Below are 22267 nucleotides of genomic sequence, written 5' to 3'. Positions count from 1 at the left end.
ATGGCTTTTACTTTTGAGTGTTCTGAATTATAAGATATGAAGCAATTATTATTTTTTGTTGTATTAAGTATATCGGCATACGCAGGTCAGGCGCAGGGGCAATCTCATAAAGTGCTCGCAGACAAAATTATTGGTGTGGTTGGCGACAAAATTGTGTTGAGATCGGATATTACCAACTATATAGAGGATGAGAAAAGACAGGGAAGGGAAGTGCCGGAGAATGCCGGTTGTATGTTATTGCAGCAAATGATGATCAGGAAGGCGTTGATGCTGCAGGCGCAAAAAGATTCATTGCCCCTGGGTGATGATGAAATAGAAGCAGAACTGGATCAGCGTATAAGGTATTACATCAGTGTATATGGTGGTAAAGATGCATTGGAGCAAATAGCAGGCAAAACCATTTACCAGATAAAAGAAGACAACCGTATTGCCATTAAAGAACAGAAACTGGCAGACGCGATGCAGCACTCGATTATTGAAAATGTTAGAATAACGCCTACAGAAGTGGCTAATTACTATAATAAAATCCCTAAGGATAGCCTGTTATTTTACGATACGGAGTTAGAAATTAAGCAGGTTGTAGCGTATGCAAAGGCCAGCCGCGACCTTGAAAAATATGCACAGGATGAACTGGCGGAATACAAACGTCAGATAGAAAGTGGGGGAGCTTCTTTTGAACGTATGGCAAAAATGTACAGCGACGACCCCGGCACAAAGGAAATGGGCGGACGCTTTGAATTTAACCGTAATGACAAAAACGTAGATGGTGCTTTTTCATCCACAGCTTTTGCATTGAAAGAAGGACAGGTATCGAGAGTGATCAAGTCAAAATTCGGGTATCATATCATTCAGCTTGTAAGCAGAACCGGTGATGATGTTGTAGTGCGTCACATACTCAAAATACCACAGGTAACAGAAACAGAAGTAAATGAAGCCATTGCTAAACTTGATACCATACGATCAAAGCTTGTGGCAGGTACCTTAACTTTTGGAGAGGCGGTTGATAGATACAGTGAAGATGAAAACAGCAAATTCACTGCAGGGTCTATTACAAATGCGCAGGGCTCTCCTTACTTAACCATACAGGATCTTGACAAAAGCCTTGTTGCTATTTATAATGAATTGAAAGTTGGAGAATATTCAAAACCTGTTTCTTTTGAAGAAAGAGGAAAAAAAGGAGCCAGAATTGTATATATCCAGAAAAAAACAGAACCTCACCGCGAAAATATAAAAGACGACTACAATAAAATAGCCCAGAGAGTGCTGGAAGAAAAGAAAGGAGAAATTCTTGAAAGGTGGTTCCAGACCAAAATGCCTACCTATTATATTACGGTTGATGATGAGTTTCGCAATTGCAGTGAAATAAACAAATGGCTTAGTCTCTCAGCCAATGCAAAAAAGGATTAGCTTTTTTAAGCCTGCGGCGCAGGGATTTCGCTTTTAGAAACAACGATTGCGGCACCGTCATTTCGGTTTCCTGATTACGTCGTGTGTATAATGATTTAGCATTACAACAAATACTTTTTTATAGAATAGCACACGGAATACACGGATGATACTGATAAACACGGATACATTCCGTGAATATCCGCCATATCCGTGTTCCATTCTGCGTATTGTGCAAGCCCGAAGTTATTTTTAAACAGTTTCTAAGTAAAACTGTATAATTATTCAACTTAAAGCGAAATCCCTAGCCTCAGGCGCATTTTTTAGCTTAGTATCCTGCATCTTTGCAATAGTGTATCTTATATTTTAAACTATCATACATGTACGATCCTTACTCAAAGGGCATTTCCTACGGCAAAGGTGTTTTAATTCTTATAGGGTTATGGTTGGGCGGTTTTTTGATTGGAGGCGTTGTAAGTATTCCAATATGGGCACTTATGACCGGGAAGGGGATATTTACCATGCAGCAGGATATGTTGAAGCCGGAGTATGTGAATGCTGTAAGAGTGGTGCAGGTGGTTTCAACATTTGTTACTTTTTTTCTTCCGGCTTACTTTACTGCGCTTATTCTTAACCGTAAACCTGTGAAGCTGTTAGGCTTTACAATGCGGTTTACCTACAAACAACTGCTTTTGTCTGTTGTTATAATGTTTGCAGCGGCGCTTGCCGCAGGCGCACTGGCTGAATTAAATGAAAAGATCCCCCTGCCACAATCTGCCGCCAATTTTTTCAGGCAACTGGAAAATAATTATACTGAACAGGTAGAAGCGATTACTAATATAAAATCTTTTGGGGATTATATTATTTCGCTGATCATGATAGCCATATTGCCGGCATTGTTTGAAGAAACATTTTTTCGTGGAGGAATGCAGAACCTGCTAACGAGGTCAACACAAAGTCATTGGGTAGCGATCATTATCACGAGTGTAGTTTTCAGTGCAATCCATATTTCGTATTATGGTTTTCTTGCCCGCCTGTGCCTCGGCATTGTATTGGGTTTGATATATTATTATTCACGGAGCTTATGGCTTAGTATTGCGGCGCATTGTTTTAATAATGCATTTGCGGTTACACAAATGTATATTATGCTACGCCAGGGCAAAACCGTTAAAGAAGCCATGGACGATAAGATGCCCTTTTGGTGGGGTGTTTTGGCTGTAATAGCATTGTATTTTTTATTCATGATTTTTAAGCGTGTATCAAACCAGGCAATAAAAATATTTACATCACCCGAAGACAAAGCACTTGAAGAGAAGTGGATTGCGTGAGGGAGATGAGTGATAAATAAGTGGTAAGGAGTAAATAGTAGGGAGGCAGTATTGATAAGTAAAACGACAAAAACGCTCATTAAACCATAGCTAACGGCTGATAGCTGACTGCTAAAAGCTGATTGCTCACAGCCCATAGCTCTCTAAAACGCTCATACAATGGCAATGAACTGGAAAGTTTTCAGAACAAGGGCAATCACAGCGCTGGTATTTGTGTTGGTGATGATGGCAGGGCTGTTGTTGAATGAATGGAGTTTCCTGTTATTATTTTCCGTTATTCATTTTGGTTGCTGGATAGAGTACCAGCGGTTATTAGGACGCATAGATCCTTCCTATAAAAACATTTCTACTTTTCATCGTTATGGGGTAATGCTGGCCGGGTGGTCAATGATGTTGTATGCTGCAGGCGATATATACCACATTGCAAATATTACATTGCCTGGTATTGGTCTTGCAATGGGATTGACCTTTGCCTTTGCTTTGCCTATAGTTGAGATACTTTTTTCTCAGCAGGTCAACTTTACTCATATACGTTATTCAGCACTCGGGTTAATATACATATCGCTTAGCTGGGCTTTAATGATCAATATCAGATCAATACATGAAATATGGGTTACAGGTAATGGCTGTCCATATGAAGTTGGCTTAATGATCCCGCTGGTAACTATTTTTTCAATCTGGATAAATGATACCATGGCTTATATCGTTGGTTCATTAATCGGCAAAACGCCTTTCTCAAAAATATCCCCCAAAAAAACAATAGAAGGAACAGCAGGCGGAATTATTTTGTGCGTGGCATCGATGGGGATATTGGCTTATTTTATTAAAATGCCGGTAATGCATATCTGTATTATTGCGGCTATATCAGCAGTAGCAGGAACAGCGGGAGACTTACTGGAAAGCAAAATAAAAAGAATGGCCAATGTAAAAGACAGTGGCAGCATCATGCCCGGGCACGGAGGCTTTCTTGACCGGTTTGATTCGCTTTTGCTGGCAACACCATTTGTGTGGCTGTATGTGATGATTGTGATGAAGTAAGGTTTGTGGTTTAGGGTTTATGGTTTGTAGTTCAAGTTGTTTCTGAACGATAAACTACAAACCACAAACAATAAATTAGCTACTTTTGCATACTTAAAATACACGAATGAAAGTTCATAGGGAAGGATATCAGACCATAGCGCTTTGCGGATTATTTTTTGTTGTGCTTAACCTGGTATTGTTTTATTTTTTGCCATATAGCCTGGTATGGCTTTCATGGGTGATTTTCGTATTATCATTTTTGTTCTTCCTGTTCATCATTTCTTTTTTTCGTGTACCTGGCCGTGTGCTTACACTTGATGAAAATAAAATTGTAGCGCCGGCTGATGGTAAGATAGTGGTGATTGAAGAAACTGTAGATGAGGAATACTTTAAAGACAAGCGCCTGCAGATATCTATTTTTATGAGCCCTGCCAATGTACATCAGAATTTAAACCCGGTGAGTGGTGAAGTATTGTATAGCAAATATCATAAAGGCAAATATCTCGTAGCCTGGGACCCTAAATCATCTACGGAAAATGAAAGACATTCTGTTGTGATACAAAATGCAAATGCACCTATACTGGTAAAGCAAATAGCAGGTGCGGTAGCAAGACGCATTGTTAACTATTTAAAAGCCGGGCAAAAAGTACAACAGGGCAGCGAATTAGGCTTTATTAAATTCGGTAGCCGCGTGGACGTATTATTACCTGCAGGCATTAAAGTGCATGTGCAGTTGAATGAGGTAGTAAAAGGCGGTATAACTGTACTGGCGAGTTGGTGAGGGGGGGCAATCAGCGATCAGCCATCGGCTGTCAGCTTTACGCAACACTACTCACAGGTTTTTAAGAACCTGTAAGTGCTTCTTCCTTACGCCTTCAACCTTCTGCCTTCCTTTAAAATATCTTCTCCAGTTCCTTCAGCGAAGTAACAGTATATGTGGGCTTAACCGGCGGTTCAATATCTTTATGATTAACATATACCTGGTCCATGCCTGCATTTTGGGCGCCGATAATATCTGCGGCAATATCATCTCCCAGCATAATGCTTTCTTTTACTGTAGCCCCGGTTTGCTTCATTGCAAAATCAAAAATTTCTTTATGCGGTTTCAGGCTGTTACTGCCTTCTGAAGTAATAACATAATGGAAAAAATCAGACAACCCGGAATATTTCAATTTACTGTGCTGCACCTTTTCAAATCCATTAGTAATCAAATGCAGTGCATAACCTTTGCTTTGCAGGTAGGTTAGTATTTCTATAGCACCAGGAAAAAGCAAAGTTCTTGTGGGTAGTTTATCAAGAAATGCTACGTCCATGGTTCTGGCCAGTTTTTCATTGCCTATTTTAAAATCGAGCAGGGTATGCCACATGCGTTTCCAGCGCAGGTCATCTCTTTTAATAAAGCCTTTGCGATAACGCTCCCAAAGCCTCTCGTTGTGATAGATGTAGCGTTCATAAAATGAATCAAAATCATGCACACCATGATCGGCAAGCGCTAAGGACGAATATAAATCCTGTAATGTAAGTTTTGCATTTGCTTCAAAATCCCAGAGCGTATGATCCAGGTCGAAAAATAGATGTTTATAAGCCATGATAAAAAACGTGTTGCAAAAGTACGGTGTTTATAAGAAGTGTGTAGTTTTGAGCTGATCAGAAGTGTATTTCAAATTTTTGTATGTAGTTACAACAGCTACGGTAGATGCCTCGTGCCTCGGCATGACAGGCGGAAGAATATATACTGAACAAAAGTACCAGTGTTTAACAATAGCACTGACGCTTAACAAAATACTACAGCTTGTCATGCCGAGGCATGAGGCATCTGCACAAGATTGCCATATACACGAAAATTTGAAATACATCCTCCGTTCATTATACGCAATGTTTATTTATGAATATAATCATCACTGGAGCATCAAAAGGATTTGGAAAATCAATTGCTGAAAAATTTGCAGCTAATGGCTGGAACGTATATATGTGCTCGCGTACCGAAAAAACGCTTTATCAAACAAGAGATGAGCTCAGGCAGCAATATCCATCTGTAAAAATAGAAGCAAAGCCATTTGATTTGGGCAGTAAAACAGAAGCGCAGGCATTTGGTAAGTGGATTTTGTCGCTCAATATTTCAATTGATGTATTGATAAATAATGCAGGTTCTTTTGAGCCAGGCAGTGCGTATAACGAACCGGAAGGAGTTTTGGAAAATATGATTGCCGTGAACTTATATAGTGCTTATCATGTTACCAGAACCATGATCTCAAAAATAATAGAACAAAAACAGGGGCATATTTTCAATATGTGCTCAATAGCTTCATTGCAGGCGTATACTAACGGTGGCGCATATAGTATAAGCAAATTCGCATTGGCAGGGTTTTCTAAAAATCTGCGTGAAGAGATGAAACCTTTTGGTATTAAAGTTACCGCTATTTATCCCGGTGCTGCCTATACTGACTCCTGGGCGGGCAGTGGCGTTGATCCAAAGCGTATAATGGAATCAAATGATATCGCGGAAATGATCTATGCCGCTGCAAAGCTTTCACCTCAGGCATGTGTTGAGGATATAGTGATGAGACCGCAATTGGGAGATCTGTAAGGGGAAAAAACCAAAAATAAAATAACTTACTTACTGCTCACAGCCCATAGCTGAAGGCTGAAAGCTCACAAATAAATCGTTTTATTTTCTTTTGCCGACTGGTATATTGCCAAAACAATTGCTACTGCTTTGCGGGCTTCTTCACCATCAATTTCAAATGGTCTGTTTTCATCAAGCGCTTTAATAAATGCTTCAATATTGCTGGCATGCAGCTCAAATGGAATAGAAGCCGGGTCAGAAGCGCCGCCTGCTGAGGCATTTCCTGCCTGTTGAAGGATGGCATCATCTCCTGCTTTCTTTTCAGCAAACTGCCACACCTTTATGGTATTGTCTTCCATTGCAGCCGTACCCTTTGTGCCGGTGATAGTTATTTTACGCGACTGCCCCGGAAAAGAAGCGGTAGAGCCATAAATATTTCCCAGTGCTTTGTTTTTTAATTTTAGTATAGCAGTCGCGGTATCTTCTGCTTCTATTTTATGCCCAAGCGTTGCAGTATATGCATATAGTGATTCAACAGGACCGGCAAGGTATTGCAGCAAATCAACCATGTGAATGGATTGATTCATTAACGCTCCGCCACCATCTGTTTTCCAGGTTCCGCGCCAGCTGTTACTGTAGTATTTATCATCACGCCACCAGGGCACTTCAACCGATACATGTGTTATAATTCCAAACCTTTTTTCATCAATTGCTTTTTTCAGTAGCTGAACGCCCCCGGTAAAGCGGTAGTTGAAAATGCCTCCCAGATAAGTGCCTGCCTTTTTATGCGCCGCTATTATAGCGTCAATTCTCTCCAGGCTTATATCAAGCGGCTTTTCACATAATACATGTTTCCCGTTTTCCGCCGCTTCTATCGCCGGCTCCATATGTGTACCGCTGGGCGTAACAATGTTTACTATATCAATATCGCTGCTGCGCAACATGGCATGATAATCCGCAAAAAAAGTACAATTATATTTTTCCGCTAAAGCCTTTGCCCTGCCCGAACCATTATCGCAAAAGCCTGCCAGTTTTGCATTGGGAAGATGCTGAATTGATCTTGCATGAAAGTCAGCTACCATGCCGGCCCCAATAATACCTATATTCCAGATTTTCATAATGGCGATGGGTTAATAAGCGTTATATAGTCTATTGTTCTTTTATCTTAAAATTTTCGTAATCCTTTTTACTGAATACACCCGGTGAAGCATGGCTGCCACGAGGAAAGTCAAGGTTCACAAAGTTGACATTATTTAATGTTGTAAGATTAACAATAACCGTTGAAAGATATTCTGCTGCTCCTGATGTGCCCATGTCATTTGTAAAAGCAAAGGCGCTGTCTATCTTCGCATATACGGTATCGTTAGATTGTTTTACAAACAACAAATGAATATCGGGGTAAATAGAATTAACGCCATTGATCACGCTTTGCGGTTCAGTTATGTCAGCCGAATCTTTATATACCAGGGTCTTTGTTTTATCATAGTCGTTTATTGTCCAGAACAAAACAGTATCCGGTTGCTCTACAATTGTTTGCTCTGAATTAAGGCTGTCTGTAAGTAGTGGTGACACTTTCTTATCTGTACCATTACAGGCAGATATGGTAATAGAGATAAACCATAACAGCGCGCTGGCCAGCAGCAGGTTTTTTGTATTCATATCAGGGTGAATATATTATCTTAATAAATTATACGCCACAAAACTAAGGACATATGCAAGCACAGTCATATAAGCCAACTGTATCAACGGCCACTTCCATGAGCGTGTTTCGCGTTTTACAATTGCTAATGTACTCATACATTGCATAGCAAACACATAAAATATCATTAAAGATACGCCTGACGCAAGGGTATATATTTTTGAACCATCCGGCCAGGTTGCCGCATGCATCTTTTCCCTTAATGTTGCGCTGTTTTCATCCGCATCATCTCCAACACTGTAAATAGTAGCCATTGTGCCTACAAACACTTCTCTTGCCGCGAATGATGTAATGAGGGCAATACCAATCTTCCAGTCGTATCCCAAAGGTTTTATAGCAGGCTCTATTGCTTTACCTAATATACCTACATACGAGTTTTCAAGTTTTTCGGACTTTAATTCCTGGTCAAGCTCTTCGGCCCTGTCAGGGTTTTGACTGATCTTTTGTTCGTAGCTGGTTTCAAGCGCCTGCATTGTTTTAGACGGGCCGTAAGAGCTGAGCAACCAGAGAATAAGCGAAATAACAAGTATTATTTTACCCGCCTGGAAGGTAAATATCTTTGCTTTCTCAATCATGGTTGTAATAACCGTTTTCCATCTTGGGGTACGGTATACCGGTAGTTCAAGAATAAAAAAGCTTTTTTCTTTTATATTGATGAACCACTTCATTATATATGAAACGAATAATGCTACAACAAATCCTAAAAGATAAAGTCCTGTCATCACTAATCCCTGCAAACTGATAAAGCCAAAATAATAGGTATTGGGTATAACCAGCGATATCAGTATAATGTATACCGGAAGTCTTGCGCTGCAGCTCATGAGCGGCGATATCATTATGGTCAGCAATCTTTCTTTTTTATTTTCAATATTACGTGCGCTCATAATTGCAGGCACCGCACAGGCAAAACTGCTGATCATTGGCATTACGCTTTTCCCATTCAACCCAACTTTTCGCATAAGCTTGTCTGTTAAAAAGCTTATCCGGGCCATATAGCCGGTATCTTCAAGAATAGTTATTAGCCCGAACAGGATCATGATCTGCGGAATAAATACTACTATACCCCCCAACCCTGCCACAAATCCATTTACAATAAGATCGCCAAACCAGTTTTGTGGTAATACACCTGAGAGCCATTCGCTGAATGCGCCGAATATCCATTCAATAGCATCCATTGGGTATGTTGCCAGCCAAAAAATACTTTGAAACAATATGGCGAGCACACCCAGCAGGATTACATAACCCCAGAATTTGTGCAGTAAAATCTTATCAATGCGGTCCGTTATCCATTGCTTTTCTTTGGGATCGGCTTCAATAACAGCCTGCTGCATAATATGTTTTATGCGGCTATAGCGTTGCGTAATTTCTTCTGCCTGAACTTTGGTATGATTGAAATTGTTTTCCTTTTCAATATTTTCTATTGAAGCCTGTTCTGTATTATTGAGTGAAAAAGATTCATGATTAATCAGGTAATGTATCGCGGCATAATCGCTGATATGGGGAAACAATTTTTTCAGATCGCTGACCGCTTTTTCGGCGAGCACGCCTGTATCCGCAAAATTCCTGGATGGAGGTTTATATAAGTGTTTAGCAGTTTGCTCAATGGCCTTTTTAAGTTCTGCAATACCCTTGTTCCTGCGCGGATTAACAGGTATAACCGGTACACCCAATTCCCGCTCCAGCCCGGCTACATCTACATTAATGCCTTTTTTAGCGGCAATATCCATCATGGTAAGTGCTACCACAACAGGTTTTTTAAGATCAATGAACTGTGAAACAAAAAGCAGGTTTCTCTTCAGGTTGCTGGCATCTGCTATTAAAATATACAGCTCCGGCTGATCAGCAGCCCCCGGATCCATTACAACATTATAGGCTACCCATTCGTCTGAGCGGCGCGGGTATAAGCTATACATACCGGGCAGGTCAATAATATTGGCAACAAGATTGTCGGATAGTTTGCTTTCGCCGGACTTTTTATCTACCGTTACCCCCGGAAAATTGCCTACCTTCTGATTAAGGCCGGTTAGGGCATTGAACAATGAGCTTTTTCCGCTGTTAGGGTTGCCAATAAGCGCAATATGTAAATGCTTTTTCAAATGAAAAAATTTTTAGGAAGCTACAAAAATAAAGGCAAAATGCTTGTGCGGAGTTACGAATTTGGAAACGCCTTAAAACAAAGAAAAAGCTGTTAAAACTATCGTAAAGTGGGTGTACGAAATTCTAAAATCAATATGAGGTATAATCATAGTGCGTTAATATGGCATGAAAAATGAAATAAATATATTACCCTGAGTAATTATAACTTTGCCGTTAACTAAAAATTGTACTATTACCGGATGAAAAAGCATTTTTTACTGATACCACTTTTACTGCAATGTTTTTTTGTATCTGCACAAAAGTTAAGAAAAGCCGACAGGCAGATTATAGAAAATTTGAAAAACACGGTGCATTACCTTGCTGATGATAAACTTGAAGGCAGGAGGGCAGGCACAGAAGGAGAGAAGCAGGCTGCTGCATACATAAGTGAACAATTTAAAATAACAGGTATTGCGCCAAAAGGCGATAAAGGAACATACCTCCAGGCATTTGATATACAGGATGGTAAAAAAATAAACGCGGGTACATTATTTATGGTGAATGGCAAAGAGATGAGCGCCGGGGTAGATTATTTCCCTTTTCCATTCAGCCCTAACGGATCAGTAGCCGAAACCCCGGTAGCCATTTCCCTTTCTGAAAGAGGCGCTCCGTGGTTTAAAGATATAGAAGCCGCCGTTGAAGAAAATAAGGATAACCCTCATTTTGATATGAGTGGTTATATAAAGAAAGAAGCGAAAATTGCTTCAGACAAAGGCGCCAGTGCGCTGATCATATATAACAGCGGTACTATTGATGATGGTATTGTATTTGAAAAGAAAGATAAATCAGAAGTGTTATCTATACCGGTGATATACCTGGCAAAATCAGGAAAAAATAAATATCTGAAAGATGCTTCTGCTATTTATGATATCAGGCTCAAAGTTGATTTAGGACAGAGCGGGCGCACAGGGCATAATGTTGTGGGATATGTAGACAACGGGGCGTCTTCAACCATCATTATAGGTGCGCATTATGATCATCTGGGATATGGAGAAGACGGAAATGGATTGAGCAGGAGCAAAGAAAAGCAAATTTATAATGGGGCTGATGATAATGCAAGCGGAACAGCGGCGCTGATTGAGCTTGCGAAGCTGCTTAAGAAATCGAAAGCCAAAAAGAACAATTATTTGCTTATTGCTTTTTCGGGAGAGGAATTAGGCTTATTTGGGTCGAAATATTTTACAGAACATCCTACTATAGATATCGTTTCGGCAAATTATATGATCAATATGGATATGGTCGGAAGAATGAATGATAGTGCAAAAGCGGTTACTATTGGCGGGTTCGGCACTTCCCCAACCTGGAGCGAAGTGGTTTACGCGCAAAAAAACATTCCATTCTCTATAAAAATTGATTCAAGCGGTGTTGGGCCAAGTGACCATACTTCTTTTTACAGGAAAAATATTCCTGTACTGTTTTTCTTTACAGGGCTTCACCAGGATTATCATAAACCTTCTGACGATGCAGATAAGGTTAATTATACCGGTGAACTGTATATTATAAAATATATTCAATCGCTGGTTGAAGGATTGAATAAAAAAGGCAAGCTTGCTTTTACTCCTACAAAAGAAGCGCAAACCTCCACTACAGCAAGGTTTTCAGTTACGCTTGGTATAATGCCTGATTATACTTTTAGTGGTGATGGAGTAAGAGCGGATGGTGTGAGTGATGGAAGACCGGCGCAGAAAGCAGGTATAAAAACAGGAGATATTATTACTGCATTAGGTGATTATAAGATAAACTCAATGGAAACGTATATGCAGGCTTTGGGTAAATTTAAAAAAGGGCAAACTACTGTTGTTACTGTGCTGAGAGGAAAAGAGGAGATGAAATTTGAAGTAACGTTTTAGTGATAGCAGCTATAAGCTATCAGCCGTCAGCTTTCAGCTTTAAGCTATGAGTGTCCCGGCTGATGATGTAGCCAGAAACCTGTTACTTGTAACCATTCACCATGAAACTATCCATCGACAATACCGCCCTTGCTGAAGATTTTTTTTCAGATACACGCATACTTGGTATTGTGGCGCCGGTAAAAGATTATCGTTTTTGCTGGATGCTGAACCAGGCAATGGGCTGTGATTTCAGGCGCAATAGTGATATAGAAATACAGTTGTCAAAAAAAGGAAGACAATATTTTTTTTCTGTGTATGAATACAGGGAGGACATGAGTTTTTTGGAACATTATATTTATAGCAACCAGTTTGATGGCGAGTATCTTCTTCCTGAATTCCGTCACCTGGATTTTTTTTGGTTGCTTAAAGGAGATGAGGTAGATGAAGATTATATTGCTTCCTTACAAAAATCAATAAAAGAGATAAATGGTATTCAACTTATAACAGAACTGGATAAGGATAAGATTAAGAATAAAATACATTTAGTATTTTAAATTTGAGATTTGAAATTAAAAATGAGCAGGTTCATTCACCTCTTTCAAATCTCAAATCACCAATTTCAAATTATTTGCCATGTGGACTGAAAAAAACAATCAACTATACAGGAAATTTGAGTTCAAAGATTTTTCTGAAGCTTTTGCATTTATGACAAGAGTGGCATTGATTGCAGAAAAAATGAATCACCATCCTTTATGGACGAATGTGTATAATAAAGTTGAAATATGGCTGAGCACACATGACGCCGGTAATATTGTTACTGAAAAAGATAGAAAGTTGGCCGACAAAATTGACGCACTGCTATAGCTTCTTCAATGCTTCCATTACTTCGTGTTGCCTGCGCCGGGAAATTTCCACCTGCTGCCCGTTGTTTAGTACAATTATATTATCATTTCTTATTTCTTTAATATGCTTCCTGTTTACGAGGTGCGATTTATGCGTTCGTATAAATCCATAGACCGATAGCATTTCCTCAAATTCCTTGACTGTTTTTGACACCATTGTATTCGTTCCGTCGATCAAATGAAATTGAGTATAGTTATTAATGCCGGTACAATGTATGATTTCAGCAGGCGAAACAATCCTTAATCCTGATGAAGAGGGTAAAGCAAGCCTGAGTTGCTTTTGCTCCCTGTTATTGAGGTTGTTGATAAAGTTGAGGTATAATGCTTTTACCTGCTTTTTTTCTTCTCCCTGTTTTATGTGCCGTTCCACCGCGTGTATCAGTTCTTCTTTATCAACCGGTTTCAGCAAATAGTCCAGCGCACTAAATCGTATTGCCTGTATGGCATATTTGCTATATGCCGTTGTGAAAATCACACTAAAATAGTGTTTGGGAATTTTACTCAGCAATTCAAAACCGTTCATAAATGGCATCTGTATATCAAGAAAAATAATATCAGGATAAAAAGAATGAATAAGTTGTAAACCTTCGGCTGCACTGGTGGCTTTTTTTATTGAAGTGATGGAACTGATATGTTGTGATATCAGGTATTCCAGCATATCGCATGCCATGGCCTCATCATCAATGATCAATGCTTTTAATTCAGCTTTCATACAATACAGGAAATTGAATGGTTACTTTTGTGCCGCTGACGGAATAATTATCTGAGTGTATATCTTCCATTGCTAAATGAACGGGCTGCCCAAATTGCTGTTCAAGCATTTTCAACCTGTCTTTTACCAGCTGTGTTCCTTTTGATTGTTGCGTAATTCCGTTCAGTCGTTTTTCTTTCATTGCTTTTGCCGCTTCAATGCCTATGCCATTATCCTTTATAGTACACTGTAATATGCCTTCCGTTATCTTTTTAAAATGAATGGTCAATCTTCTTTCCCCCTGTTTATGCAACAGCCCATGCCATACCGCATTTTCCACCAATGGGTGAAGCAGCAAAGCAGGTACACTTATATCATCTTCTTCAACAGTATCATCTATCTGAATACTATAGGAAAACGTATCGCCAAACCGCATCGCTTCTATCTGCAGGTACAGGTCAAGCATTTTTATTTCATCTTTCAAGTCCACAAAATTGTTTTCAGACTCTTCCAGGATAATGCGCAGCAGCTTGGAAAATTTTGTAAGATATTCAATGCCTTTTTCATTCTGGTTGCTGGCTACCAGGTGAGCTATCGAATTTAAACTGTTAAAAACAAAATGTGGGTTCATCTGAGATTTCAGCGCTTTGGTTTCCAGTTCGGCGATATGTTTCTGAATAGCGGCTTTTTCAGCAGCGGCTTTTTGTATCGTTTTTTCTCTTTGCTTCATCCAGGCATATATTATTGCGCCTGCAATAACCGCGCAAATGGCGTAAAACCACCAGGTTTGCCAGAAAGGTTTTTGTATGATGAACAGGTAGGTTGCAATAATATCGCTTTCATTATTGCCTGCCACGGCTTTTGTTTGCAGCATATAATTGCCCGGGCGCAATCCCTCAAAATTAATTACGCGGTTATTGCCGTTGTCTTTCCATAATGAATCACTGCCTGATAGTCGGTAAAAATATTTTACGCCTGAAGGATTACTGAAGTGTATGCCCGAAAAAGAAAATGACAATTCGTTTTCATTGTAATGCAGTATTAATGGCTGGTTTTGAGATGCAGTATTATTGCTGTAATATATACTGTCTCCTGCTTTTACCGTATTCAATACTATCAACGGATTTTTTTCCGGCTGCGCAGCTCTCTGCGGATTAAAATACGAAAGCCCGTCTGATGTAATGATCCAGATTGTTTTATTGCTATCCTGCATCAACCGTGCACTTTGGTAATTTTTATCAGGGAAGCCATCGTTTGCTGTATAATTACTGATAAAAAACTTATTATGATCAAAAGCGATCTTTGAAATGCCGGAATAGCTTACAGCCCAGATATTATTTTGTTCATCAATCAAAATATTCAGGTAGCTGTTGGTATTTAATCCGTCTTCCGTATTATATTTCTTTTTCAGTTGCAATAATCCTTTCTCATCAAAATAGCATTGCCATATTCCGTTGCCTTTAGTGGTGAGCCATACTTCATTACCATGTGTTTTTTTTATATCGGATATGCTGATAGCTGTACTGTCTCTTAATGCATATTGACTGAGTTTTCCATCCGAAAATGTAAACAATCCTCTTGCACCGGCAGCCCAGATTGTTTTGTCCGGACCTTCTATCGCGTTTACAAAAACAGACCAGTTATCGCCGCTCATCAAAGAAGCATAAGTAGTGCAGGTAATTGAATCGCCACTTTGCTGTTTGCCTAATTTCGTTAAAAAGCCATCACCACCCGTCCACATATCACCATCAGTAGTTTCAAGAAAAAAATAATTTTGATTACAGCCGAGTCCGCTTGTTTTATCTAGAAATTTCAGATGATCATTTTGCTGAATTGCAATGCCCTGGTATGCGGTGCCAAACCAGAGCCATCCCTGTTTGTCTTCATACATAGCCGCTACCGTTGACCTGGAGCAAACCGATTTTTGCTTGCCGAGATAATTTACCAGCTTTGTATCCTCTTTTGTAAATATTCTACCCCTGTTGCCACCAAAAAGAATGGCTCCGTCTTTTTTTACAGCACCGCAGAACAACTCTATATTGTCATTACCGCTTTTGTATTCATAAAATATTTTTTTCCGCTGCAAAAACAGTGCATCGTGCATGCCTATCCATATATTCTTTTCCCTGTCTACCATTGTACATGAGAGCCATGTTGTAACAGCCTCTGGTATTTTACATAAAAAGCTGAATGAATTATTTTGAGGATTGAAACTGAATATACCATCAAGACACATATAATACAATGTATCGCCTGCTTTGTAAATATTAGCGGAGAGCGTTCGTTGAAAAGGTACCGCGGCTACATTGTTTGTATCACTGCATTCAAAAATGCCGTTTATGGCACTCACAAAAAATACTTTATCCTGGTGGGGCAGTATGGTATTGATCTGATCGTTGAAGGAGGATGAGCGCCATATCTGGGCGGTGTGCCTGCCATCATAACAATACATAATGCTTTTGCTGCTGAACCACACCTTGCCGTTATTGCCCGGCTTTATTAATCTTACCAGGCTGTCCTCTTTTAATGAGCTTTTCCATCGGGGTATAAGATGAGTACCAATATTCCCTTTTTTTGTTTGAATGATGCCCAACATTTCTTCTTTAGTATAATACGCGGGGCCTTTAGCGGAAGCTATCCAGTATACATGCCTGCCGTCAATGCCCATGTCATATACCGTTATGTCATCCTCTTCAAATACAATGGGATGCAGGTATCCGTTCTGATAATACGATAAGCCCGCATCGCTCATAATCCATATTGTATTATGCAGCGTATCTTCAACTATACTGTTTATTTTCCCCAATTGCTTCTTGCCTGCGGTAATATGGTTTTCAAAATTGTATCCATCATATTTGCTCACACCTACAGATGTTCCTATCCATACAAAGCCTTTACTATCCTGGTACAGGGTAAGTATTTCAGAAGATGGCAAACCATCTTTAGCGCCAATCATTGTGGTGATGTACTTTTCTTTATTGGTTGATAAATGAATGATATCCTTCTGCCACATGAATTGCTGCGATTGGGCACTACTGCAAAACAGGTATATAACAAGCACCGCTATCCATTTGTTTCGGAGCATATTAATGGTTAAAATGGCTTTATCTTCTATGTACAAATAGCAATATTCCCTTTATCTGAGAGACGGGTTTACCAAATTAGCACAAATCCTTAGAAAACAAAAGGCAGGAGGAGGTTAATCTATTTTCTCCAGCACTACCTGGCTGGTATAACAGGCGTCAACATGCCATGCGTTACCGATAGACGCTGTGTGTGGGCAAAGCCAGGTGCCTCTCCACACGGGATGCGAGTAATTGGTATTATCCAGGTCATCGCAGGCTGAACCGTCAGGGTCTACAAGCAATGAAAAATAGGTTGCCCACATGCCATTGCGCATCAGGGTGATCCTGCGGGTACTGTCTGTTATTTTGCGAATGAATACCCTTGCAAGGTCATGATTAAACTCGTTGCTGACTGGCGATATATCCGTATTTATCATAGAAACGTATGCTGACGGGCCACCTGTTTCTGCGGGGTCATCGGTGTAGCCGTATGGCAATGCATCCTGCGGCAGGTAACTATAATTGCCATCAGGCATTTGCTGATAAATAGCGTAATAGCTTAGCGGATTTGTAAGCTTCTCACTAACGCCATCGGGGCTTAACGGGTCAGCATAAATGTAAATGCCGGACCCGATGGCGCCGGTTTTTGCTATATTCCAAACATAGTAATTGAAAGGATCGGCATCCTGTTTTATGGATTCAAGATTTTCTTTTGTTGTCCACTCCCAGTTGATTGTCTCGTAGTTTTGCCCGAAGCGGAATACAAAGCAGCCCCCATTGCAGAAATATTTTGAGCGGATGATATAGCGCCCATTTTCTACAACATTCTTTTCATCGTTATCAACCGGCTGTGGCGTGTTCTTGCCTTTTTTGCACTGCGTGAGTGTGCAGAAAAATACACCTGCAAAAAAAAAGGTTATTAGCGCTCTCATGTAGTTATTTTTTATTGTTGCTATTAAGTGATCCTCTTCGGATGGTTTATTACAAAACAGGCCGGCACAGCTATCTTCCTTACGCATTATTGCATCCAACTAATACGACTCCCAGGTTATTGAGATGTTTTTATATTTCACCAGCAGCTCATTGCTATCGTATACATAATCAGTTTCTGAATAAGCCCGGTTATTCGCTGATGCCTCGCTCCAGGAAGTAGTGGCGCTATTCCATTTGTACTTTTTTGTGTCAATGGATTGAACCGCCTTGTCTGACATGATGATGTTTTCAAGAAACAAAAATGAAAAAGGAATGATCTCCAGCCCTGTAAGCTGAATCCCGCCCGAAGCCGGTCCGAAAAAGTCAAAACCCACCTGCTTCCATTGTATAAAAGGCCTGCCTGTATAATAACTGATGGTCGTTGATACAGAATCGGCTTTAACAAGATTGTTCCCGCTCCGGTTGTCTCTTGTATAAGCTACCTGGGTAAGTTGTTGTTGTGCATCATACGAAAAATAATAACGGTGATCCTCCATCTCATCACCGGTAAAATCCAGCAGGCTCATATAGGTAGTCCACAACTGCCCCGTATTGTTATATTCAAAAAAGTAATTGCGCCCTACAGCCCCGTTTGATAAGTACCGGCTACCTTTTTTTATTTTCCCCCCTTCTGTTGTGAATAAGTATTTCCAGTTTGGGTCGGGCGTGCCATTTGAAAAATAGGTTTGCACGGTTATTTCATTGGCAGCATAGGTAAATTGGTAGTAGCCGTTGTTAAAATCAATATTACTCACCCTGCCCTGGTTATCGTAGGTAAAGTTTTTGTATTCCGGACCATTCTGTATATTCTTTATTCTGTAAGGCAAATCAGGTGCGGGTTGGCTGCCATTGTTTTTTTTACAGGAAAAAGTAAATAGAGCAGCGGCTATAAGAAAAAAAAGTACTGTCTTCATTGTAATGTATTCATCAATACATAAATAATGAAGATTATTGCTCTTGCGGAGCAAAACTGAGAAAGCGGTAGTAAATAATGAGAAAGCGGATTATTTATTACTAAGCAACTATACTTTGCTTATGCAGTAACTGGTGTATAAATTGTAATTTTTGTATAACGGGCTGAGGTATAACAAACGGGTATGCATCCGGTAGACCCATACTGCGGTTTAAACTATTCAGCGCTACGGTTAATGGCAGCCAGCGATTGATGATCTTTTCAAAATCCTTAATATGATAAGGGTTCTCAGCGATGGAAACCCCAAGGTCTGTAGCCAGTTCTGAAGCTGGTCGTATTTTCAGTCCAAATGCATGCGCTGTTTCAAGTGTGTCTACAATATGCAGGTAGTGTGCCCATGTTTCAGCCCAATCTTCCCAGGGGTGCATGGTGGAATATGCGCTTATATAAGATTGATTCCAGTTAAGCGGCGCACCCTGCGAATAATGTGTATTTAAAGCGGTTTCATAATCCTGTTGTTCATTGCCAAATACCAGGCGGAATTCATTCAGCAACCCGGTATCTCTTATAAGCCTGTCCCAATAATAGTGTCCCACTTCATGCCTGAAGTGACCTAATACCGTGCGATAAACTTCATCCAGGTTACGGCGGGCCATTTCCCTTTCAATATCGTCTGCTTCTGCAATATTAATGGTTATAACGCCTTCATCATGACCTGTCATTACTTTTTGCGTATCATCAGCCATAAAATCAAAAAGCAAACCGGCTACCGGATCCTTTATTTTACTTACTATGGGGAGATTAAGTTGTATTAAACTATATATTAACCGGTGTTTGGCTATTTCAAGCGTTTGCCATCGTCGCAAATAATCTGCATTATCCAGTGAAGGTATGATGCGGTTGAGTTCACAGGCTTTACAAAATGAACTGTTCTCTCCGGCGGGTACTAACCAGTTGCAGGCATTATATACCCGGTTACTGCAATACCGCAACTGGTCTTTTATATCCGCATGCCAGGGAATGATCAACCCGTTTTCTTCACCAACCGCAGGCATAAATTCCATGCTGCCGGGATTAAAGCCCACCTGTAATCCGCAGTTTTCGCAAAAATAATTTTCAAAATATAAGGGTTTGCTGCAATTGGCGCAGGTGAATAATTTCATACAGCTAAATATTTGTGCCTGTTGTTAAGAAAAAGTCGTGCCTTTATGCCGGCTCGTTTTCTGTAATAAGCTTCTTTATGACCTCCGGAAAATATTTATGTTCCAGCACCTGCACCTTTTTTGCCAGTGTTTCCGGGGTTTCGCCGGGCTCAATATCACAATGTGCCTGGAAGATATGCGCCCCGTGGTCAAACAGCTCATCTACATAATGTATAGTGATGCCACTTTGTTTATCACCTGAGGCAATTACTGCTTCGTGTACAAAGTGTCCGTACATTCCCTTACCGCCATATTGGGGTAAAAGCGCGGGGTGTATATTAATGATCCTGACAGGGAAAGCCTGTATCAATGCAGCCGGCACTTTCCATAAGAAACCGGCAAGAATGATCCAGTCAATATTGTTTTGCTTCAGCTCATCCACATAGGCGTCGCCGTTGAAAAATTTCCCCTTCTCAATAATGAGTGATGCTATTTTTTCTCTTCCGGCTATCTGTAATACTCCTGCGGCAGGTTTATTGCTCACAATTAATGTTATCTCAACGGAAGGATCATTCCTGAAAAAATCAATGATCTTCTGCGCGTTGGAACCGGTTCCGGAAGCAAAAACAGCGAGACGGGTAGGGGAAGACATGGGGGAATTATTGGGGATTTGAGATTTGAGATTTGAAATTTGAGATTGTGGGTCCTGCCTGTCCGCAGGCAGGCTGGATATTGCCGATGCTTCGTCGGCCGCTGTTAACTGCTGATCACCGCTAACCGCTGATGGCTGATAGCTGACAGCTGATAGCTGACCGCTCCCTGCCGACCGCTTCCCTCGCATCCATCTCAGCATTTTCTTTTCATATTGCCAGAAAAAGGGAAACTGCCCGAAAATAAAAGCAACACTTAATAATATTACCTGGTAACCTATTACCAGCATGGTCAGTCGAAGCAACAATCTCCACAACCAGAACGTTTCAGCGGTAAAGCCTGCCCAACCTGTAATTACCCTGGTAAGCCAGGCAGTGGTGGTGCCGGTAATGGCAAACACGCATAGTATAATAAAGAGTTGCCTGCCGCTTACCTTCCATTTTTGTTGTAGCTTTTTGAGCATTGTGGCTGCAAATTGCGCAAAAACAACGAAAGTTTTGCATCTAAAAAAATGACAATATAATGACTTAAATGCCTTACAAAAACATGACAAAAAAAAAGTTATGAAAGTATAATCAGCTGAAATGCAGGCCAGGCCTACAAAAATTTTTTTCCAAAATGTTAATATTTTATGGGCGTACTGACCTATTTTTGCAGCCAAACGGATACGTCCACATCATACAAACTCCTTAGGATATAATGAGCTACCACTTACGAACTGTAAAAAAGGTTTTTTCTCGATCAGCGTTTGTGTTTTTGTTTAGTTTCCTTGTTGTTTCAGCAAATGCACAGGATGGAAAGGCAATTTTTAATCAAAAATGTGCTACTTGTCACAGTCTTGATAAAAAACTGACTGGTCCGGCGCTAAGAGGATTTGAAGAAAGAGGCCCATGGAGCGACAGGAAAAAATTATATGCCTGGATTCATAATCCTGCCGGTTTTATGGCATCTGACTCCTATACTCAGGGCTTAAAGAATGAGTATAATGGTGTGATAATGACTGGGTTTCCTGATCTGACCGAAGCTCAGATCGATGCGATCGCTACCTTTATTAATACTCCTCCACCTCCTCCTACAGATAATAATAACACTCCTAATGGAGTAAAAGCTCCCGAAAGCGATAATACCTTATTATTTGGCGTACTTACTTTAATACTTGCTGTTGTTGCGCTTACGCTTTTACAGGTAAACAGCAACCTGCGCAAAATGTCTGACGATAAGGAAGGCATTCCAGCACAGGAACCTGTGCCCTTCTGGAGAAACAAAGTGTATATAGCAATGGGAATTATAGTATTGTTCCTTGTGGGTGGTTATTATACCATACAGGGCGCAGTTGGCTTAGGCCGCCAGCAAAATTATGAGCCTGAGCAACCTATATATTATTCTCACAAAGTACACGCTGGTATAAACCAGATCAGCTGTTTATATTGCCATACCGGCGCGCAGGAAGGCAAACAGGCGTTAATTCCCTCTGTTAACGTATGTATGAACTGCCACATGGCCATCAACACTTATGAAAAAGGTCCTAAGCTAGTAAAAGCGGATGGCACAGAAGTGAACGGAACTGCTGAGATCAAGAAATTATACAGCTATGCAGGCTGGGATGAAACTGCACAAAAATACACCGGAAAAGGCAAGCCTATCGAATGGGTTCGTATACATAATCTTCCCGACCACGTATACTTCAATCACTCTCAACACGTGGTTGTAGGACAGCAACAATGTCAAACCTGCCATGGTAATATTACCGAAATGGATGAAGTGAAACAGTTTGCTGATTTAAGCATGGGTTGGTGTATTAACTGTCACCGCACTACTAAAGTTCAGTTCAAGGATAATAAATTCTATAGTATATACGAAAAATTCCATGAGGATATCAGGAATAAGAAGATTGACAGTGTAACTGTAGAAATGATCGGAGGACTGGAATGTCAGAAATGCCACTATTAATAATGGCAGATTGA

19 protein-coding genes are annotated in these 22267 nt (G+C 40.3%); 9 read left to right on the top strand and 10 right to left on the bottom strand.

Translation table 11 applies throughout. From position 1 onward, the window contains the following. The first annotated feature begins 36 nt into the window (after window positions 1–36). The 4 genes from DC498_RS21960 (at window position 37) to DC498_RS21945 (ending at window position 4515) form a co-directional block, all read left to right on the top strand. Window positions 37–1407: a peptidylprolyl isomerase gene (locus tag DC498_RS21960; protein ID WP_116876310.1), complete on the top strand. Its 1371-nt coding sequence runs from the start codon at window positions 37–39 to the stop codon at window positions 1405–1407. 359 nt (window positions 1408–1766) lie between these two features. Further along, window positions 1767–2714 carry a CPBP family intramembrane glutamic endopeptidase gene (locus DC498_RS21955; RefSeq protein ID WP_116876309.1) on the top strand — a complete coding sequence of 316 codons (948 nt, stop codon included), beginning with the start codon at window positions 1767–1769 and terminating at the stop codon, window positions 2712–2714. A gap of 165 nt (window positions 2715–2879) precedes the next feature. Beyond that, complete coding sequence (locus DC498_RS21950) at window positions 2880–3752, top strand: phosphatidate cytidylyltransferase (protein WP_240628075.1); 873 nt, start codon at window positions 2880–2882, stop codon at window positions 3750–3752. A gap of 106 nt (window positions 3753–3858) precedes the next feature. Continuing rightward, entirely contained in the window at window positions 3859–4515 is a 657-nt protein-coding gene (locus DC498_RS21945) for a phosphatidylserine decarboxylase family protein (RefSeq protein ID WP_116876307.1), read from the top strand. Window positions 4516–4627: 112 nt separating this feature from the next. Here DC498_RS21945 and DC498_RS21940 read toward each other — a convergent pair whose 3' ends face one another. After that, entirely contained in the window at window positions 4628–5323 is a 696-nt protein-coding gene (locus tag DC498_RS21940; protein ID WP_116876306.1) for a YjjG family noncanonical pyrimidine nucleotidase, read from the bottom strand. A 296-nt stretch (window positions 5324–5619) separates the two neighbouring features. On the opposite strand from DC498_RS21940, the gene DC498_RS21935 reads away from it, so the two are divergent. Then, complete coding sequence (locus tag DC498_RS21935; protein ID WP_116876305.1) at window positions 5620–6321, top strand: SDR family oxidoreductase; 702 nt, start codon at window positions 5620–5622, stop codon at window positions 6319–6321. A 65-nt stretch (window positions 6322–6386) separates the two neighbouring features. Here the strand turns inward: DC498_RS21935 and DC498_RS21930 are convergent, their stop codons facing one another. Genes DC498_RS21930 through feoB form a run of 3 tightly spaced genes read right to left on the bottom strand, consistent with a single transcriptional unit; the run spans window position 6387 to window position 10095 of the window. Further along, window positions 6387–7418: a Gfo/Idh/MocA family protein gene (locus DC498_RS21930; RefSeq protein ID WP_116876304.1), complete on the bottom strand. Its 1032-nt coding sequence runs from the start codon at window positions 7416–7418 to the stop codon at window positions 6387–6389. A 31-nt stretch (window positions 7419–7449) separates the two neighbouring features. Then, complete coding sequence (locus tag DC498_RS21925) at window positions 7450–7959, bottom strand: hypothetical protein (protein WP_116876303.1); 510 nt, start codon at window positions 7957–7959, stop codon at window positions 7450–7452. Window positions 7960–7974: 15 nt separating this feature from the next. Next, the gene (gene feoB, locus DC498_RS21920; protein WP_116876302.1) at window positions 7975–10095 is read right to left on the bottom strand and encodes a ferrous iron transport protein B; all 2121 of its coding nucleotides are present in this window, start codon (window positions 10093–10095) and stop codon (window positions 7975–7977) included. A gap of 240 nt (window positions 10096–10335) precedes the next feature. On the opposite strand from feoB, the gene DC498_RS21915 reads away from it, so the two are divergent. The 3 genes from DC498_RS21915 to DC498_RS21905 all read left to right on the top strand — a co-directional run bounded on the left by DC498_RS21915 (window position 10336) and on the right by DC498_RS21905 (window position 12831). Further along, window positions 10336–11985 carry a M20/M25/M40 family metallo-hydrolase gene (locus DC498_RS21915; RefSeq protein ID WP_116876301.1) on the top strand — a complete coding sequence of 550 codons (1650 nt, stop codon included), beginning with the start codon at window positions 10336–10338 and terminating at the stop codon, window positions 11983–11985. Window positions 11986–12086: 101 nt separating this feature from the next. After that, window positions 12087–12521 carry an IPExxxVDY family protein gene (locus DC498_RS21910; RefSeq protein WP_116876300.1) on the top strand — a complete coding sequence of 145 codons (435 nt, stop codon included), beginning with the start codon at window positions 12087–12089 and terminating at the stop codon, window positions 12519–12521. Window positions 12522–12600: 79 nt separating this feature from the next. Further along, entirely contained in the window at window positions 12601–12831 is a 231-nt protein-coding gene (locus tag DC498_RS21905) for a 4a-hydroxytetrahydrobiopterin dehydratase (protein ID WP_116876299.1), read from the top strand. Here the strand turns inward: DC498_RS21905 and DC498_RS21900 are convergent. The 6 genes from DC498_RS21900 to purN form a co-directional block, all read right to left on the bottom strand. Next, a complete protein-coding gene (locus DC498_RS21900) occupies window positions 12826–13581 on the bottom strand; it encodes a LytR/AlgR family response regulator transcription factor (protein ID WP_116876298.1) in 756 nt (251 codons plus the stop codon). The genes DC498_RS21905 and DC498_RS21900 overlap by 6 nt on opposite strands. Next, complete coding sequence (locus tag DC498_RS21895) at window positions 13571–16645, bottom strand: sensor histidine kinase (RefSeq protein ID WP_133176942.1); 3075 nt, start codon at window positions 16643–16645, stop codon at window positions 13571–13573. The genes DC498_RS21900 and DC498_RS21895 overlap by 11 nt, the downstream gene beginning before the upstream one ends. Before the next feature lie 114 nt (window positions 16646–16759). Beyond that, window positions 16760–17557, bottom strand: a complete 798-nt coding sequence (locus DC498_RS21890; protein ID WP_133176941.1) for a hypothetical protein — start codon at window positions 17555–17557, stop codon at window positions 16760–16762. Between the two features lie 99 nt (window positions 17558–17656). Then, the gene (locus tag DC498_RS21885; protein ID WP_116876295.1) at window positions 17657–18511 is read right to left on the bottom strand and encodes a hypothetical protein; all 855 of its coding nucleotides are present in this window, start codon (window positions 18509–18511) and stop codon (window positions 17657–17659) included. A 100-nt stretch (window positions 18512–18611) separates the two neighbouring features. Further along, on the bottom strand, window positions 18612–19673 hold the full coding sequence (locus DC498_RS21880) for a zinc-binding metallopeptidase family protein (protein WP_116876294.1): 1062 nt from the start codon (window positions 19671–19673) through the stop codon (window positions 18612–18614). A gap of 43 nt (window positions 19674–19716) precedes the next feature. Continuing rightward, window positions 19717–20766, bottom strand: coding sequence for a phosphoribosylglycinamide formyltransferase (purN, locus tag DC498_RS26605; protein WP_240628074.1), 1050 nt, complete (start codon window positions 20764–20766; stop codon window positions 19717–19719). Window positions 20767–21002: 236 nt separating this feature from the next. Here purN and DC498_RS21870 point away from each other — a divergent pair, with 236 nt between their 5' ends. Then, a complete protein-coding gene (locus DC498_RS21870) occupies window positions 21003–22253 on the top strand; it encodes a c-type cytochrome (protein WP_116876293.1) in 1251 nt (416 codons plus the stop codon). Window positions 22254–22267 lie beyond the last annotated feature (14 nt).

The organism is Terrimonas sp. (genome assembly GCF_003075435.1).
Taxonomy (GTDB): Bacteria; Bacteroidota; Bacteroidia; order Chitinophagales; family Chitinophagaceae; genus Agriterribacter.
This window is presented reverse-complemented; position numbering and strand designations above follow the sequence as displayed.

What these genes read in the sequence shown, in the direction of transcription:
- DC498_RS21950 (WP_240628075.1), top strand. Translation starts at nt 2,880, where the DNA reads ATGAACTGGAAAGTTTTCAGAACAAGGGCAATCACAGCGCTGGTATTT.
- DC498_RS21885 (WP_116876295.1), bottom strand. Translation starts at nt 18,511, where the DNA reads ATGAAGACAGTACTTTTTTTTCTTATAGCCGCTGCTCTATTTACTTTT.
- DC498_RS21945 (WP_116876307.1), top strand. Translation starts at nt 3,859, where the DNA reads ATGAAAGTTCATAGGGAAGGATATCAGACCATAGCGCTTTGCGGATTA.
- DC498_RS21910 (WP_116876300.1), top strand. Translation starts at nt 12,087, where the DNA reads ATGAAACTATCCATCGACAATACCGCCCTTGCTGAAGATTTTTTTTCA.
- purN (WP_240628074.1), bottom strand. Translation starts at nt 20,766, where the DNA reads ATGCTCAAAAAGCTACAACAAAAATGGAAGGTAAGCGGCAGGCAACTC.
- DC498_RS21895 (WP_133176942.1), bottom strand. Translation starts at nt 16,645, where the DNA reads ATGCTCCGAAACAAATGGATAGCGGTGCTTGTTATATACCTGTTTTGC.
- DC498_RS21915 (WP_116876301.1), top strand. Translation starts at nt 10,336, where the DNA reads ATGAAAAAGCATTTTTTACTGATACCACTTTTACTGCAATGTTTTTTT.
- DC498_RS21880 (WP_116876294.1), bottom strand. Translation starts at nt 19,673, where the DNA reads ATGAAATTATTCACCTGCGCCAATTGCAGCAAACCCTTATATTTTGAA.
- DC498_RS21900 (WP_116876298.1), bottom strand. Translation starts at nt 13,581, where the DNA reads ATGAAAGCTGAATTAAAAGCATTGATCATTGATGATGAGGCCATGGCA.
- DC498_RS21890 (WP_133176941.1), bottom strand. Translation starts at nt 17,557, where the DNA reads ATGAGAGCGCTAATAACCTTTTTTTTTGCAGGTGTATTTTTCTGCACA.
- DC498_RS21960 (WP_116876310.1), top strand. Translation starts at nt 37, where the DNA reads ATGAAGCAATTATTATTTTTTGTTGTATTAAGTATATCGGCATACGCA.
- DC498_RS21940 (WP_116876306.1), bottom strand. Translation starts at nt 5,323, where the DNA reads ATGGCTTATAAACATCTATTTTTCGACCTGGATCATACGCTCTGGGAT.
- DC498_RS21925 (WP_116876303.1), bottom strand. Translation starts at nt 7,959, where the DNA reads ATGAATACAAAAAACCTGCTGCTGGCCAGCGCGCTGTTATGGTTTATC.
- DC498_RS21905 (WP_116876299.1), top strand. Translation starts at nt 12,601, where the DNA reads ATGTGGACTGAAAAAAACAATCAACTATACAGGAAATTTGAGTTCAAA.
- DC498_RS21955 (WP_116876309.1), top strand. Translation starts at nt 1,767, where the DNA reads ATGTACGATCCTTACTCAAAGGGCATTTCCTACGGCAAAGGTGTTTTA.
- DC498_RS21935 (WP_116876305.1), top strand. Translation starts at nt 5,620, where the DNA reads ATGAATATAATCATCACTGGAGCATCAAAAGGATTTGGAAAATCAATT.
- DC498_RS21930 (WP_116876304.1), bottom strand. Translation starts at nt 7,418, where the DNA reads ATGAAAATCTGGAATATAGGTATTATTGGGGCCGGCATGGTAGCTGAC.
- DC498_RS21870 (WP_116876293.1), top strand. Translation starts at nt 21,003, where the DNA reads ATGAGCTACCACTTACGAACTGTAAAAAAGGTTTTTTCTCGATCAGCG.